17 protein-coding genes are annotated in these 15,341 nt (G+C 69.9%); 13 read left to right on the top strand and 4 right to left on the bottom strand.

All coding sequences use genetic code 11. The features are described 5' to 3' along the window. Positions 1-14: 14 nt before the first annotated feature. From FA743_RS09920 to FA743_RS09910, 3 genes are all read left to right on the top strand, one after another. A complete protein-coding gene (locus tag FA743_RS09920) occupies positions 15-176 on the top strand; it encodes a hypothetical protein (protein ID WP_169308838.1) in 162 nt (53 codons plus the stop codon). A 94-nt stretch (positions 177-270) separates the two neighbouring features. After that, positions 271-534, top strand: coding sequence for a hypothetical protein (locus FA743_RS09915; protein ID WP_136885952.1), 264 nt, complete (start codon positions 271-273; stop codon positions 532-534). 106 nt (positions 535-640) lie between these two features. Beyond that, positions 641-937 carry a PRC-barrel domain-containing protein gene (locus FA743_RS09910; RefSeq protein WP_136885951.1) on the top strand — a complete coding sequence of 99 codons (297 nt, stop codon included), beginning with the start codon at positions 641-643 and terminating at the stop codon, positions 935-937. A 12-nt stretch (positions 938-949) separates the two neighbouring features. Here FA743_RS09910 and FA743_RS09905 read toward each other — a convergent pair whose 3' ends face one another. Further along, positions 950-1,459, bottom strand: a complete 510-nt coding sequence (locus FA743_RS09905; protein WP_136885950.1) for an RrF2 family transcriptional regulator — start codon at positions 1,457-1,459, stop codon at positions 950-952. 131 nt (positions 1,460-1,590) lie between these two features. On the opposite strand from FA743_RS09905, the gene FA743_RS09900 reads away from it, so the two are divergent. From FA743_RS09900 to FA743_RS09860, 9 genes are all read left to right on the top strand, one after another. After that, a complete protein-coding gene (locus FA743_RS09900) occupies positions 1,591-3,252 on the top strand; it encodes an ABC transporter ATP-binding protein/permease (RefSeq protein WP_246054914.1) in 1,662 nt (553 codons plus the stop codon). Next, the gene (locus tag FA743_RS09895; protein ID WP_136885949.1) at positions 3,249-4,904 is read left to right on the top strand and encodes an amino acid ABC transporter ATP-binding/permease protein; all 1,656 of its coding nucleotides are present in this window, start codon (positions 3,249-3,251) and stop codon (positions 4,902-4,904) included. The genes FA743_RS09900 and FA743_RS09895 overlap by 4 nt, the downstream gene beginning before the upstream one ends. Before the next feature lie 121 nt (positions 4,905-5,025). Further along, entirely contained in the window at positions 5,026-6,636 is a 1,611-nt protein-coding gene (locus FA743_RS09890) for a cytochrome ubiquinol oxidase subunit I (RefSeq protein WP_136885948.1), read from the top strand. A gap of 5 nt (positions 6,637-6,641) precedes the next feature. Then, positions 6,642-7,805 (top strand): cytochrome d ubiquinol oxidase subunit II, encoded by a 1,164-nt coding sequence (gene cydB / locus FA743_RS09885; RefSeq protein WP_136885947.1) that lies wholly within the window; start codon positions 6,642-6,644, stop codon positions 7,803-7,805. Positions 7,806-7,818: 13 nt separating this feature from the next. After that, positions 7,819-7,986 (top strand): cytochrome bd-I oxidase subunit CydX, encoded by a 168-nt coding sequence (gene cydX / locus FA743_RS20605; RefSeq protein ID WP_136885946.1) that lies wholly within the window; start codon positions 7,819-7,821, stop codon positions 7,984-7,986. Between the two features lie 10 nt (positions 7,987-7,996). Then, positions 7,997-8,977 (top strand): SLAC1 anion channel family protein, encoded by a 981-nt coding sequence (locus FA743_RS09875; protein ID WP_342774382.1) that lies wholly within the window; start codon positions 7,997-7,999, stop codon positions 8,975-8,977. Between the two features lie 32 nt (positions 8,978-9,009). Beyond that, on the top strand, positions 9,010-9,447 hold the full coding sequence (locus FA743_RS09870) for a hypothetical protein (protein ID WP_136885944.1): 438 nt from the start codon (positions 9,010-9,012) through the stop codon (positions 9,445-9,447). Positions 9,448-9,562: 115 nt separating this feature from the next. Then, positions 9,563-10,906 carry an NAD(P)/FAD-dependent oxidoreductase gene (locus tag FA743_RS09865; protein WP_136885943.1) on the top strand — a complete coding sequence of 448 codons (1,344 nt, stop codon included), beginning with the start codon at positions 9,563-9,565 and terminating at the stop codon, positions 10,904-10,906. A 12-nt stretch (positions 10,907-10,918) separates the two neighbouring features. Further along, entirely contained in the window at positions 10,919-11,272 is a 354-nt protein-coding gene (locus tag FA743_RS09860) for a DUF5368 domain-containing protein (protein ID WP_136885942.1), read from the top strand. Between the two features lie 136 nt (positions 11,273-11,408). On the opposite strand, the gene FA743_RS09855 is transcribed toward FA743_RS09860, so the two are convergent. Next, entirely contained in the window at positions 11,409-12,785 is a 1,377-nt protein-coding gene (locus tag FA743_RS09855) for an amidase (RefSeq protein ID WP_136885941.1), read from the bottom strand. Positions 12,786-12,886: 101 nt separating this feature from the next. Continuing rightward, positions 12,887-13,948, bottom strand: coding sequence for an SDR family oxidoreductase (locus tag FA743_RS09850; RefSeq protein WP_136885940.1), 1,062 nt, complete (start codon positions 13,946-13,948; stop codon positions 12,887-12,889). A 99-nt stretch (positions 13,949-14,047) separates the two neighbouring features. Between FA743_RS09850 and FA743_RS09845 the strand changes: the two genes are divergently transcribed. Beyond that, a complete protein-coding gene (locus FA743_RS09845; RefSeq protein ID WP_136885939.1) occupies positions 14,048-14,452 on the top strand; it encodes a winged helix-turn-helix transcriptional regulator in 405 nt (134 codons plus the stop codon). 10 nt (positions 14,453-14,462) lie between these two features. On the opposite strand, the gene FA743_RS09840 is transcribed toward FA743_RS09845, so the two are convergent. After that, a complete protein-coding gene (locus tag FA743_RS09840) occupies positions 14,463-15,311 on the bottom strand; it encodes a glutamine amidotransferase-related protein (protein ID WP_211242233.1) in 849 nt (282 codons plus the stop codon). Positions 15,312-15,341: the final 30 nt, after the last annotated feature.

Below are 15,341 nucleotides of genomic sequence, written 5' to 3'. Positions count from 1 at the left end.
GGAATGATGTGATCGTGACCACCACCACGCAAGATGACCTGAACCTGATCGTGGCCGCCCTGTCGGCCTATCAGCACAACACGCGCTATCGCGCGCTCTATCTGCGGCTGGTCCGCCAGATCGAGCGGCGCAATGGCGCCGTCCACATGCCGCTGCTGCTGGCCACCGACGGCTGACGGCAGGCACTGACGGGCCCGCCCTTCCGCACCTCGGTGGACCCGGATCGGCCCCGCCCGCGTTCCGGGTGCATCCCAAGCAAGGACCAGACCCATGACCGATGCCACATTGATGCTCAAGGACATGTCGCCGCTGACCGGGACGGTCGAGACCGGCGGCGATTATGTCCGCTTTCGCACGCAGGCCGATCTGGACCCGCAGGTACTTGGCGACCCGCGGGAGGGCGTGATCGAGATCGAGGGGCACCGCGAGGAGGTCGTGCTGGAAAGCGCCCATCCCTACCGGCCCACTCCGGGGCTGGAAACGGGTCCCGAGGGAATGGAACTGATCCTGCGGCGGCGCGCGCCCTCGGCCTGAGGTCGCAGGCGGCCCTGTCCTCACGGTCACGTGGGGCGGGCCGATCTTTGGAACAGGGACGTCGTCCCTGCGTTTCCCTTGCACACATCCTGAGGAGGATCCGATCATGGACCATGCCAACCACACCCGACTGACCGCCAGCGAATATACCGAAGCCGTGCTTGACGGCGCCACCGTCTATGGACCCGGCAACGAGACGGTCGGGTCCATCTCGCACACGCATGGTGCGGGCGAGAACACCGAGGTCGTCATCGATGTCGGCGGTTTCCTTGGCATCGGCGCCAAGCCGGTCCTGGTTCCCGCCCGGGATCTGGACCTGATGCGCGACGAGGCCGGGACCGTTCACGCGGTGACGACCTGGACCAAGGACGACCTCAAGGCGATGCCGACCCACGAGCACTGATCCCGCGTCGCCCTATGCCAAAGAAACGCCCGCCGGATGATCTCCGGCGGGCGTTTTCGCGTCGCAGGAGGGCAGGTCCCGCAGGCGGTCCGGCACGGAGAGCAGCGCTGCCAGACCGCAATTGCCCTCGGTCAGATCGGCCAGCGTGACCTTGTCCAGGGTGGCATAGAACGCCTCCAGCGCATGGGCCACGACGCCGCGCAGGCGGCAGGTGGCGGCAAGCGGGCAGGTGTTGGTCTGGGGCGCGAAGCATTCGGCGAAGGGCACGCCCGCCTCGAAGATGCGGAACACCGCGCCCATCGAGATCCGGGCCGCGGGGCGCGCCAGGCGCAGCCCGCCATGGCGGCCCCGCAGGGTCTCGACGAAGCCCTGCGCCTGCAGGGCGTTGACCACCTGCAGCAGGTGATTGGGCGAGGCGTTGCAGGTCCGGGCGATCTGGGCGCTGCGCAAGGTGGTGCCGTCATTGACCGCGCAGGCCATCAGCACCCGGGCGGCAAGGTTGGTCTTGGTGGTCAGACGCATCACAGCCTCATCCTGGGACGACGGATGGCCAAGCGGTAGCAGCAGGGCCCCGCGCGATCCTTGATCTGGATCACATCGGCGGGCCGGCGAATGCCTTAACTGACATCTTGTAGATCAGTTCGAGCGTGCCCGTGACCCCATCCCCTGCACCCCCTCCCGACCCGTCCGCCCGGCAGGCGGCCCTTCTGGCCCCCGGCCGCGAACAGCAGCGGCGGGCGGCAATGCTGTCGGTGCTGGGCGGGCTGATCTGGCCCCTGCAGGCGGCGGTCGTGGCCTGGGCCATCGGGCATCTTCTGGCGGGGACGGGGGCCTCGCCTCTCCTTGCGGCGGTCGCCTTCGGCGGTCTGGGCATCTGCCGCGCCGCCCTGGCCTGTCTGGCCGAGGCACAGGCGCAGGCGGCGGCCGAGGCGATCATCGCGCAGGCGCGCGGCGCCCTGATCGCATCCGAGGCGCGGCGGGCAGGCGACAGCCCCTTCGGCGGGGCGGGCAGCGTGGCGGCGCTGGCGGGCGAAAAGCTGGAGCTGCTCGGCCCCTATGTCGCGCGCTATGCCCCGGCGCGGGCGCGGGTGATGGTGCTGCCGGTCGTCATCCTGGCGCTGGCCGCCTGGCAGTCCTGGGCGGTGGGGGTGGTGCTGCTGATCTCGGGGCCGCTGATCCCGGTCTTCATGGCGCTGGTCGGACTGGCTGCGAAAGAGGCCAGCGCCCGCCAGATGACCCAGATCGGCACACTGAACGACGGTCTGGTCGAGCGACTGTCGGCGCTGGTGGACATCCGCCTGCTGGGGGCCGGAGACGCCGTGGCGGGCGGGTTTCGGCGTCAGGCGGGTGATCTGCGGCGGCGGACCATGGCCGTGCTGGGGGTGGCGTTCCTGTCCTCGACGGTGCTGGAGCTGTTCGCGGCGATCGGCGTGGCGATGGTGGCGGTCTATGTGGGGTTCTCGCTGCTGGGCGCCCTGGGCTTCGGGGCCTGGGGCGGGTCGCTGACGCCCGAGGCGGGGATCTTCCTGCTGCTGCTGGCGCCCGAATTTTTCCAGCCCTTGCGAGATCTGTCGGTGGCCTGGCACGACAAGGCGGCGGCCTCGGCGGTGATGGACGAACTGGCGGCCCATGGGGCGGAGGAGGGCGTGGCCCTGCCCGGCACCGGGGGGCCTGCGGCGCGTCTGGCGGGCCCGGCCAGTCTGCATCTGCGGGGATGCGTCACGCCCTCGGGCCGTCCCTTGCCCGACATCGTGATCGCGGCGGGCGAGCGGGTGGCGCTGGTGGGCGCCAGCGGCACGGGCAAGACCAGCGCGCTGCGCCTGATGGCCGGGCTGGAGCTGCCGCCGCAGGGCAGGGTCCTGGTCGCGGGGCAGGCGCTGACGCCCGAGATGGCCGATGCGTGGCGGGCGCGCTTGGGCTGGATGCCGCAGGCGCCGCATTTCCTGACCGGAAGCCTGCGCCAGAACCTGACCCTGGGCCGCGCGGGGGATCTGTCCGACGCCCTCGCCTCGGCGGCGATCGGCGCGGTGGTCGAGGCGCTGCCGCAGGGCCTGTCCACGCGGTTGGGCGAGACCGGGGCCGGGCTGTCGGGCGGCGAGGCGCGGCGGATCACGCTGGCCCGCGCGGTCTTCGGCAGCCCCGATGTCCTTCTGGCGGACGAGCCGACGGCGGATCTTGACCCCCTGACCGCCCGGCTGGTCACCGAGGGGCTGCTGGCGCAGGCCGACAGGGGGGTGACGCTGGTGATCGCCACCCATGACCGGACGCTGGCGGCGCGCATGGATCGGATCATCGATCTGGGGGACGGGACATGAGCGCGCTGTGGATGATTTTCGGGCTGATCCTGCGCGATCAGCGGCGCGCGATGCTGCGGGGGGCGGCGCTTGGCCTGATCGTGCTGGCGATGGGCGTGACGCTGCTGGGCCTGTCGGGATGGTTCATCACCGCGGCGGCGGCGGCGGGTCTGGCCGGGGCAGGGGCGGCCTTCGACGTGTTCCGCCCCTCGGCCATGGTGCGGTTCCTGGCGCTTGGCCGGGCGGCGGCCCGCTATGGCGAGCGGATGCTGACCCATGACGCGACGCTGCGCGCGCTGGAGACGCTGCGCCTGCGCGTGCTGGCGGGGCTTCTGTCGGCGCCCCATGACCGGATGATCCGCATCCGCGGCGCGCAGGCGCTGAACCGGCTGACGGCCGATATCGACGCGCTGGACGGGGTGCCCCTGCGGCTGGTCCTGCCCGTGCTGGCCGGGCTGGCGACACAGCTTCTGGCGCTCGTGGCGCTCTGGGTGCTGGTGGCGCCGGTCATCGCCCTCTGGATCGTCGGAGGCCATGTGCTGGGCGCCGCCCTGATCGTCGCGGTCGCCGGGCGGGTGTCCCTGCCCCTGTCGCGCCGGGCCGAAGTCGCGGCGCAGGCGGTCCGCACCCGGCTGATCGACCTGATCCGCGCCCGGCGCGATCTGGCGGTCTATGGCCGGCTGGTGGCGCAGGCCGAGGCCGTGCAGGGCGCCGAGGCCCGGCGCCGCGATCTGCGCCGGCATCTGGACCGCGCCGACCGCCGGGCGGGGGCGGCCTTGGGGATCCTCGCCTCGGTCATCGCCGCCGGCGCCCTGGGGATCGGCATGGCGCTGGTCCAGGCAGGGCAGCTGCCGCCGGCCTTCGCAGCCCTGGGGGTCTTCGCGGCACTGGCCCTGGCCGAGACGCTGGTGCCCCTGCGGCGCGCGGTGTCCGATCTGGGGCGCATGGCGGATGCGGCCCGCCGGGTCGGGCGCGATCTGGCCGACCCGCTGCCCACCGAGGCCCCCGTCGCGGGGGGCGCCGAAGGGGATGCCACGGCCTCTCCGCTGTGCCTTGCGGATGTGGGCCTGCACCGTTTGGGAACCGGGACCATGCTGATGGCGCCCCTGTCCTTCACCCTGCAGCCCGGGGAGACGCTGGCGATCACCGGGGCCAGCGGCAGCGGGAAATCGACCCTTCTGCAGGCCATAGCCGGGCTGCATCCGGTGGCCTTGGGCCGGATCACCCTGGGCGGGCGGCCCCTGGCCGACTGGCCCGAGACCGATCTGCGCGACCGCCTGACCCTGCTGCCGCAGCGCAGCACGCTGATGGCCGGCAGCGTGGCCGAAGCCTTGCACCTGGCCGGGCCCGCCGACGAGGCGCGGCTGTGGCAGGCTCTGGCGGCGGTCCAGCTGCAGCGGCTGGTCGAAGGCCGGGGCGGGCTGTCCGCCCGGATCGGCCCGCGCGGCGAGGGTCTGTCGGGTGGCGAGGCCCGGCGTCTGGCGCTGGCCCGCGCTCTGCTGCGCCGCCCCGATGTCCTGCTGCTCGACGAGCCGACCGAGGGGCTGGACGAGGCCACCGCCCGCGCCGTGCTGTGCGGCCTGCGGGATTTCCTGCCCGCTGCGGCGATCCTGATCGCGGCGCATCGGCAGGTCGAGACCGCCTTCGCAGACCGCCGGGTCATTCTTCCTTAACTGATCTTGATGATGTCAGTTTTTGATCTGGATCAAGGCCGCCTTTTGACTTGCGCGCGATAGAATTGCCCAGAGTAATTTGTTTTGCGGGGGAATCGCCCCGGCAGCTGGAGCCACGGATATGGAATTCGGAATCGTCGAGCTGTCACGGCTGCAGTTTGCCATGACGGCGATGTATCACTTTCTCTTCGTGCCGCTGACGCTTGGCCTGTCGGTCATCGTGGCGATCATGGAAACGGTCTATGTCATGACCAACCGCCCCATCTGGCGGCAGATGACCAAGTTCTGGGGCACGCTCTTCGGGATCAACTTCGTCCTGGGCGTCGCCACCGGCATCACCATGGAATTCCAGTTCGGCATGAACTGGAGCTATTACAGCCATTATGTCGGCGACATCTTCGGCGCGCCCCTGGCGATCGAAGGGCTGATGGCCTTCTTCCTCGAGGCCACCTTCGTCGGCCTGTTCTTCTTTGGCTGGGACAGGATGAGCAAGGTCGCCCATCTGACGGTGGCCTGGTTGGTGGCCATCGGGTCGAACTTCTCGGCCCTGTGGATCCTGATCGCCAATGGCTGGATGCAGAACCCGGTGGGCGCGGAGTTCAACCCGCAGACCATGCGGATGGAGATGACCGACTTCTTCGCGGTCCTGTTCAACGAAGTCGCGCAGGCCAAGTTCGTCCATACCGTCAGCGCGGGCTATGTCACCGCCTCGGTCTTCGTGATCGGCGTGTCGGCCTGGTATCTGCTGAAGGACCGCCATGTCCAGCTGGCCCGACGCTCCATCACCGTGGCGGCGGCCTTCGGGCTCGCCTCGGCCTTCTCGGTGGTGCTGCTGGGCGACGAATCGGGCTATTCCGCGACCCACAGCCAGAAGATGAAACTGGCCGCGATCGAGGCGATGTGGGACACGCATGCGGCGCCCGCGCCGTTCAACCTGGTGGGCTTTCCCGATCAGGAGGCGCGAAAGACGCATTACGCCCTCGAGATCCCCTGGGCGATGGGCCTGATCGGCACGCGCTCGCTGGATACGGAAATCCCCGGCATCAACGATCTGGTGGCGCAGGCCGAAACCCGCATCCGCAGCGGCATCATCGCCTATGACGCGCTGATGCATATCCGCGAGGCGCGCGAGGCGGCGGACCCCGCCATCACCGCGACCTTCGAGGCGCATTCGGCCGATCTGGGCTTTGCCTTCCTGCTGAAGAAATATGTCGACGACCCCCGCCGCGCGACCGAGGCGCAGATCGTCGCGGCCTCGAACGACACGGTGCCCACCGTCTGGCCACTGTTCTGGGCCTTCCGGATCATGGTCGTGCTGGGCTTCGCCTTCATCGGCACGATGGCCTATTTCTTCTGGCGCTCGTCCTTCCGGGGCATGGCCTATCCCCGCCCGGCCCTGTGGCTGGCGGTGGGGATGATCCCCGCGCCGTGGATCGCCGCCGAGATGGGCTGGTTCGTGGCCGAGTTCGGACGCCAGCCCTGGACGGTGGACGGCGTGCTGCCCACTGCCATGTCGGTCAGCGCCCTGTCGATCACCGAGGTCGCGCTGACGCTGGCGGGCTTCGTCGCCTTCTACACCGTGCTCTTCATCATCGAGATGGGGCTGATGCTGAAATACATCCGCAAGGGCCCGTTCCAGGATGTGGCCGAAACCGACGCATGGGTGCTGCGTCACAATGACCGGCTGGCCGGACGGCGCGATGCCGATGCCGCCCCCGTGCCGGCGGAGTAACCGACATGATCCTGCATGAGTTGCTGAGCTATGACGTGCTGCGCGTGATCTGGTGGGGCCTTCTGGGCGTGCTGCTGATCGGCTTCGCGGTGACCGACGGGTTTGACATGGGGGTGGGCGCGCTGCTGCCCTTCGTCGGCCGGTCCGATCTGGAACGCCGCGTGACCATCAACACCATCGGCCCGGTCTGGGAGGGCAACCAGGTCTGGTTCGTCCTCGGCGGCGGCGCGATCTTTGCCGCCTGGCCGCCGCTCTATGCGGTCAGCTTCTCGGGCTTCTATCTGGCGATGTTCGTGATCCTGGCGTCCTTCATCGTGCGGCCCGTGGCCTTCACCTACCGCTCCAAGCGCGACGATCCGCGCTGGCGGTCCTCCTGGGACTGGGCACTCTGCGCCAGCGGGGCGATCCCGGCGCTGCTCTTCGGGGTGGCGGTCGGCAGCGTGATCCAGGGCGTGCCCTTCCATCTGACCGACGACCTGCACACGATCTACGAGGGCGCGTGGTACATGAAGTTCATCGGGCTCCTGGACCCGTTCTCGATCCTGGCCGGGGTCGTCTCGCTGGCGATGCTGGTCATGCATGGCGCCGCCTGGCTGACCCTGAAGGCCGAGGGCGTGGTGCAGACCCGCGCCCGGGCCATCGGCTCGGTCGCGGCGCTGGTGGCGGTCGCGGCCTATGCGCTGGCCGGGGTCTGGATGGCCGTCGGGATCGAGGGGTTCCGCATCGTGGGCGACTATGTCACCGACGGCCCGTCCAACCCCCTGCATTTCCAGGTCGAGCGGACCGCCAGCTGGCTTGGCGCCTATGCCGAGCGCCCGTGGATCGTGATCGCGCCCGTCATGGGCCTGGTCGGCGGGTTGCTGACCTTCGCGGGCCTTCGGGCGGGGCGCGAGGTCTCGACCCTGCTGTTCTCTAAGATGGCGATCCTAGGCGTGATCTCCTCGGTCGGGCTGACGATGTTTCCCTTCATCATGCCGTCCTCGTCCGATCCCCGGTCGTCGCTGACGGTGTGGAACAGCTCCTCGTCCCACCTGACGCTGTTCATCATGCTGGTCAGCACGGTGATCTTCATGCCGCTGATCCTGATCTACACGGCCTGGGTCTACAAGGTCCTCTGGGGCAAGGTGACCGAGGCCGATGTCACCGACAACTCGCAATCCCTCTACTGAAAGGACTGATGTCATGTGGTATTTCGCCTGGCTTCTGGGGCTTCCGCTGGCGGCCATCTTCGCGGTGATGAACGCGATGTGGCTGGAGCTGAAGGAGGACGAGACGATGCTGAACCGCATCCCCGTCACGCCGCAGCCCCCCGGCAGGGCTGACCGCCCGCGCCCCTGTCCCCTTCCATGAACGGACCCGGATGATGATAGCCGCCGATGCCCATCCCGCCGCGCCGAGGCGGATCGCCCATTACCCCGTCACCTTCTTTGCTATCGGCATGGGGATGATGGGCCTGACGCTGGCGATCCGGTCGGCGGAACATGCCTTCGGGGGGGCCGGCACCGCCTCGGGCGTGGCCCTGGCGCTGTCGACGGCGATGCTGGTGGCGATCGCTGTAGGCTATGGCGCCAAGGCGCTGACCCACCCCGCCGAGGTCCGGGCCGAGTGGCAGCACCCCATCCGCATCGCCTTCTTCCCGGCCATCTCGATCTCGCTTCTGCTGCTGGCGGCGGCGCTGGTCGATCCGATGCCGCATCTGGCCCATGCCGTCTGGCTGCTGGGCACCGCGCTGCAGGGCGGGCTGGCCCTGGCGGTGATCAGCGCCTGGATCGGGCATCGCTCGTTCCAGCCGGGCCTGCTGACGCCGGCCTGGTTCATCCCGGCGGTGGGCAACGTGATCGTGCCGCTGGCGGGGGCGCGGCTCGGCTATCTCGAGATCTCGTGGCTGTTCTTTTCGGGCGGGCTGATCTTCTGGCTGGTGCTGCTGACGCTGGTGATGAACCGGCTGATGTTTCACGACCCCCTGCCGGGCAAGATGGTGCCGACGCTGATGATCCTGGTCGCGCCCCCTGCAGTGGCCTTCACCTCGTGGCTGCGGCTGTCCGGCGAGGTCGGGCCCTTCGGGCATGTCCTTCTGTCGGCGGCCTATGTCTTCGCGGCGCTGGTCGTCACGCAATGGCCCCGGTTCCGCAGCATGCCCTTCGCGCTGTCCTGGTGGGCGCTGTCCTTTCCGCTGGCGGCGCTGACCATCGCCAGCTTCGGCTATGCCGAGGCGGCCGGGTCGGCGGCCCATCGCCTGATCGGCACGGGCCTTCTGGCCCTGCTGCTGGCCGTCGTCGTGGGACTGATCCTGCGCACGGCCCTTGCCATCCGGGCGGGCACCATCTGCCTGACCGAATGACCCCTGTCCCCTGACCCAATCCGGAGATCACCATGCGCCGACTGACACTGACCGTGCTTGCCCTTGGCCTTGCTCTCGGCAGCGCCGCCCGGGCCGAGACCCCCAACAGGCTGGTCACCATCCTGACCGCCCCCGAGCCGCAGACCCAGCTGATGGCCATGGTCCTGACCATGAACGCCATGGCTGCGGGGGCCGAGGCCGAGATGCTGCTCTGCGGTCCGGCGGGCGACATCGCCTTGAAGGACGCCCCCGCCTCGGCCACCGCCGGCCAGCCGCCCCGGGATGCCAGCCCGCAGGGAATGATGGCGATGATGATGGAACAGAACGGCCTGAAGGTTCAGGTCTGCGCCATCTATCTGCCGGGCAAGGGGGCGGATGCCTCGGTGCTGATCGACGGCGTCACCGCCGCCGCCCCCGACGCGATGGGCGCGGCTGTCGTCGCCCCCGGCACCAGCGTGATGAGCTTCTGACCGCATCGCCGCCCGGCCTTCGGGCCGTGCGGCACCCCCCGTCCCGATCCCGAAGCGGCGAAGGGGCGCCCCGACCAGCCTGCCGACCCTGCCAGATCTCGAGGAGGAGACACCCATGACCCTGACCGGTCTTCCGACATCCCGCCGTGGCTTTCTTGGGCTTGGCGCGGCGGGCCTTGCCGCGGCGGCCCTGGCCCGGCCCGGGCGCGCCCAGCCCATCGCGACGACTGCCCGCATCGTCATCATCGGGGCCGGGGCGGCGGGCACCGCGCTGGCCAACCACCTGGTGCAGCGGCTAACCGGCGCACAGATCACCATCGTCGACGCGCGGGCCGAACACCTGTATCAGCCGGGCCTGTCGCTGGTCGCGGCGGGGCTGAAACCCGCCGCCTACACGCTGTCGCGCACCACCGACTGGCTGCCCCAAGGCATCACGCTGGTGTCGGAGCATGCCGCCGCCATCGACCCGATCACGAAGACCGTGGCGACCACCAGCGGGCAGAACCTCTCTTACGATTATCTGGTCGTGGCGCCCGGCCTGGTGCTGGATCATGACGCGATCGAGGGCTTTTCGCTGGACCTCGTGGGCCAGAACGGCATCGGCGCGCTCTATGCCGGTCCCGATCACGCGGCCCGCACCTGGGCCGCTGCCGCGCAGTTCACCGAGACAGGCGGCATCGGCCTTTTCACCCGCCCGGCGACCGAGATGAAATGCGCAGGCGCCCCCCTCAAGCATACCTTCCTGATCGAGGATATCGCCAGCCGCAGCGCCGCCGCCGGCAAGTACGAGATCCATTATGCCGCCCCGCAGCAGGCGCTGTTCTCGGTCCCGATCGTGCACGAGAAGCTGCGGATGCTGTTCGGGCAGCGGGGCATCGCCGCGCATTACGGCCGCACGCTGGCGGCGATCGATCCCGGCGCCAAGCGCGCGACCTTCGTCGAGACGGTGACCGATCCCGTCACCCGGATCGAGACGAAATCCCGGGTCGAGATGCCCTATGATTACATCCATGTCATCCCGCCGCAGCGCGCGCCCGAGGTGATCCGCCAGTCGGGCCTGTCCTGGGCCGACAAATGGACCGATCAGGGCTGGGTCGAGGTCGACATGAAGACCCTGCGCCATCTGCGCTATCCCGAGATCTTCGCCCTGGGCGACGTGGCCGGCGTGCCCAAGGGCAAGACGGCGGCCTCGGTCAAGTGGATGGTGCCGGTGGTCGAGGATCACCTGATCGCCGCGATCGAGGGACGCGAGGGGACGGCGGTCTTCGACGGCTATACCTCCTGCCCGATGATCACCCGGGTCGGCCGCGCCATGCTGATCGAGTTCGACTATCACAACAACCTGGTCCCGTCGTTCCCCGGCATCATCGCGCCGCTGGAGGAGCTGTGGATCAGCTGGCTGATGAAGGAGGTGGCGCTGAAGGCCACCTATAACGCGATGCTGCGCGGCCGGGCCTGAGGAGGGACCATCATGCAAGAACTGACATTCACCACCCTGATCGCGGTCTTCGAGGAGATCTTCGGCCGGGGCCTGTTCTGGGCCATGGTCGCCGCCGCCCTCGTCGTGACGCTGGCCTATCTGTTCGTGCTGGTCCGCGACCGCTCGATGTCGATGCGCAAGTTCCTGCTGGCGCAGCTGTCGATGCCCTTCGGCGCCGTCGCGGCAGTGATCTTCGTCGAGGTCATGACCAACTCCCATCTGCGCGACATCGGTGGGCCGGTCGATGTGATCGTCCTGCTGGGCGTGGCCGCGATGGGGGCCGTGGGGGCGGCGATCCTGGTCTATACGGCGCAATCGCTGTTCTTCCGCACGAAGACCGGCTGACGCCCGGACCCCGCAAGAGGGGCAGCGGGTCAGCAGGGGACGCCGCCGGATCGGGGCCAAGGGCGCAGCCGGTTCGCCCCGCCGCCGACCGGGGCCGACAGCGTCCCCAAGGCGCGGCCTGCATCGCGCGGGGGCGTCACCCGGGCCGTGCCAGCCCCGGAGCCTCGGCGATCCAGTCGGTCGCCGCCTCGTAGTCGCGCCCCAGGTTCAGGACCGTCGCATCCTGCCCCCGATGGCCGATCAGCTGCAGGCCCATGGGCGTGCCTGCGGGGCCGAAGCCCGCCGGGACGCACAATGCGGGCAGGCCGGTCAGCGAGGCGGGCACGACGACCTCCATCCAGCGGTGATAGCTGTCCATGGCCGTTTCCGCGATGCGGTCGGGCCAAGGCAGGTCGGCATCGAAGGGAAAGAGCTGCGCCGAGGGCAGGGCCAGGATGTCCACCTCCATCGCGGCGGTGCGGCGGAACCAGTCCGAGCGCAGCGCGCTGGCCCGGCGGATCTGGGCGGCTGTCGCGGCCCGCCCGCGCTCGATCTCCCATTGCAGGTCGGGCTTGACCATGTCGGGCGCGCTGTCCAGCAGCGTGCCCAGATTTCCCGCGATGGTCCAGCTGCGCAGCAGGGTCCAGGCCTCCCACAGGGCCTCGGCGGGGAAGGGCGGGGCCATCGGCGCGACGTGGTGGCCCAGATCCTGCAGCACGCCCACCGCCCGGGCGCAGAGGTTCAGGACCCCCGGTTCCATCGCATAGGCGCCGCCCCAATCGCCCAGCCAGCCGATGCGCAGCTTTCGCGTGGAGGCCTCGGGGCGATAGGGGCCGGTGGAATGGGGGTGGCGGGGGTCGGGCTGCGACTGCACGGCCAGCAGCAGCTCCAGATCGCGGATCGAGCGCGCCATCGGGCCCTCGGTCGACAGCTGCGGCAGGAACAGATCGCCGGGCCCGCCGCCCGCCACCAGCCCGTAGCTGGGGCGAAAGCCGAAGACGTTGTTCCAGCCCGCCGGGTTGCGCAGCGATCCCATCATGTCGGACCCGTCCGCCAGCGCCACCATCCGGCAGGCCAGCGCCGCGCCCGCGCCGCCGCTGGACCCCCCGGCCGAGCGGGTCGGGTCATAGGGGTTGCGGGTGACGCCATAGACGGGGTTGTAGCTGTGCGAGCCCAGCCCGAATTCCGGCGTGTTCGTCTTGCCGATGATCACCGCACCCGCCTGGCGCAGCCGCGCGACCATGGGACTGTCCGCGACCGGCACATGGTCGCGGAAGGCGGGCGAGCCATAGCTGGTCACGATCCCCGCCGTGTCGGCCAGATCCTTGATTGCCATGGGCAGGCCCTGCAGCGGCCCGGCGGGCGCGCGGGCGGCCTCGGCCAGCAGCACTTCGCGCGGGCGCAGGGCGACGATGGCGTTGACGCGCGGATTGATCTCGTCGATCCGGTCCAGCGTCTCCGCCATCAGCTGCGCGGGCGTCAGGGTGCCGGCGCGCAGGGCCGCCAGCTGCGTTGTGGCGTCTTGCGTGATCATCGGGGCGGTTCCTTCTGGCTGGGACGGGCGTCTGGCCGCCATCCTGTCCCAGCCCGCGCCGATGGGGAAGCCATGGCGTCGCCCCGGCGGCCCCGAACCGATCAGGGGATCAGCCGGTCCTGCCGCAGCCGCTCGAACAGGTCGAAGAACGCCTGATCGGTCGCCACATAGCCGGTGAACCCCATGCGGCGGCTTTTCGACATGTCGGTGACCACCTCGATCGGACGGCCCAGATCGGCATCGGTGTGCCAGGGCGAGGCCAGGCGGCCCAGATCGGGTTCGGCCAGCCCCTCGCGCGCCGCGATCCTGGCCCAGAGGGGGGCGTCATCCTGCATCTGCGCCTCCAGCGGGCGGGGCGTGCCGTCGAACTCTTCGGCCTCGATCCCGAACCAGCCGGCGATGCGGGGCCACATCCAGCTCCAACGGAAGACGTCGCCATTGACGATGTTGAAGTCCTCGTTGCGGGCGGCGGGCGTTTCGGCGGCCCAGATCACCTGCGCGGCCAGCTGCCGGGCATCGGTCATGTCGGTCAGCCCGTTCCATTGCGCAGCCGATCCCGGAAAGCGGAACGGCCGCCCGGTCTCGCGGCAGAGCGTGGCATAGGCGGCCAGCGTCGTGCCCATGTTCATGGCATTGCCGACCGCCTGGCCGATGACGGTATGCGGGCGATGCACGCTCCAGCCGAACCCGTCACGGTCGGCGGCGGCGAACAGCTCGTCCTCCTGCGCATAGTAGAAGTTGGCGACGTCCAGGCGGCCCTGCTCCTCGCGGAACGGCGTCTGGGGCAGGCTGCCCTGGCCATAGGCCTCGAACGGCCCCAGGTAATGCTTGAGGCCCGTGACCAGCGCCGCATGCTGCAGGCTGCCCGCCGGGCGCAGCGCGTCGAAGAGGTTGCGGATCATCGCGGCATTGACGCGGATGTTCTCGGCCTCGGTCGGCATGCGCAGCCAGGTGGTCAGGAACACATGGCTGGGGGTCAGGCCCTGCAGCGCGCGAGCGAGGGATGCAGGGTCCAGCAGATCGGCAGCCACGGGGGTCACGCCCTCCTGCGGCTGCGGGGTGCGGCTGAGGCCGAGGACGGTCCAGCCTTCGTCGGCCAGTTGCCGGGCGATGGCGCGGCCTTGGATGCCGGTGGCGCCGACGATCAATGCGGTGCGGGTCATGGGTGTCTCCTGTCTGTGTCTGGCCCCTCAGGTAGGGGCTTGCGCCCGCATCCTCCAGACGGCACCATTTCGGGACCTAGGCACCGAAGGGTTACCACCATGCAGGCCAGCGGCCCCGATCAGGACTGGCGCGAGGATTGCGCGCCCCGACGCGTTATGGAGCTGTTCTCGACCAAATGGACCAGCATGATCCTGCACACGCTGCAGGCCCGCCACGCAGGCGCCGCGCGGACCGGGGTCTTGCAGCGCAGCCTGCCGGGCATTTCCAAGAAGATGCTGGTCCAGACCCTGCGCGAGATGGAGGCCAGCGGCCTTCTGACCCGCCATGTCGAACGCGTCGTGCCGCCGGCGGTCGAATACCGGCTGACGCCCCTGGGCCACCGTTTCGTCGGGCTGGTAGATCTGGTCTATGGCTGGGGCCGCGACAATGCCGATGCGCTGGACCAGCTGCAGGAGCGCGCGACCTCGCGCCGGCGCAGCGAGTCTGGCGCGCCGCAGACCTGAGACGCCGCGATCAGGCCATCGCGACCGACCGGGCGGCGATCATGGTCAGGAAGTTGCGCAACTCCAGCGTCCGCCGCCCGGCATCCGTCACCTCGTCGTCCAGACCCAGCTGCCAAGCCAGATCGCGCCGATGGGGATCGTCGTTCAGCGCCTCCAGCCTGGCGGCGTGATCCTCGATCGCGGCATCGTCGCGTGCCAGCCCTTCGTCGATCAGATCCCCGGACTGGCGGCGCAGCGAGGCGGCGATCTCGGCCAAGGTGATCTCGGGGTGATACTGCACCCCCCAGAAGACGCCCGGGCCCTGCCGGATCTCGACCGCCTCGACCGGCGTGTCGCCGTTGCGGGCCAGCAGCACGGCGCCGGGGGGCAGCGCCGTCACCACGCTGGAATGCATGGCCGGGGCGGACCAGACCGAGGGGCGGCCCTGCAGCAGCGGATGCGTCCGGCCCGCCTCGGTCATGGTGATGTTGCGCGCGAAGGCGGCCTCGGTCCCGCTGCTGCGCAGCCCGGTCGCCCCGCCGGCCGCGACCGCTGCGATCTGCAGCCCCGCGCAGGACCCGAAGGACGGCACGCCGGCCTGAAACACCCCTGCCATGAACCGCGCCGCAGCCCGCGTCTCGGGCGTGTCCTCGTGCATCTGGATCGGCGATCCGGCAAAGAAGAGCCCGTCATAGCGGCTCAGGTCGGGCAGCGTGGCCCCCCCGTCATCCACGCAGGACAGGGTGTCGATGCGCAGATCGCCCTGCAGGCGGGCCAGCGTCTCGGCATAGCTTTCGTCGGAGGAGGTGCCTGCGGATCGGCGCCGGGCGTTGCGTTGGGCGGGGGTCTCGCTGGCGACGATCAGGACGTTGAGGGGCACGTGGGACGGGTCCATGGCTTGGGGATCGGG

This window comes from Paracoccus gahaiensis, assembly GCF_005048225.1.
GTDB lineage: Bacteria > Pseudomonadota > Alphaproteobacteria > Rhodobacterales > Rhodobacteraceae > Paracoccus > Paracoccus gahaiensis.
This window is presented reverse-complemented; position numbering and strand designations above follow the sequence as displayed.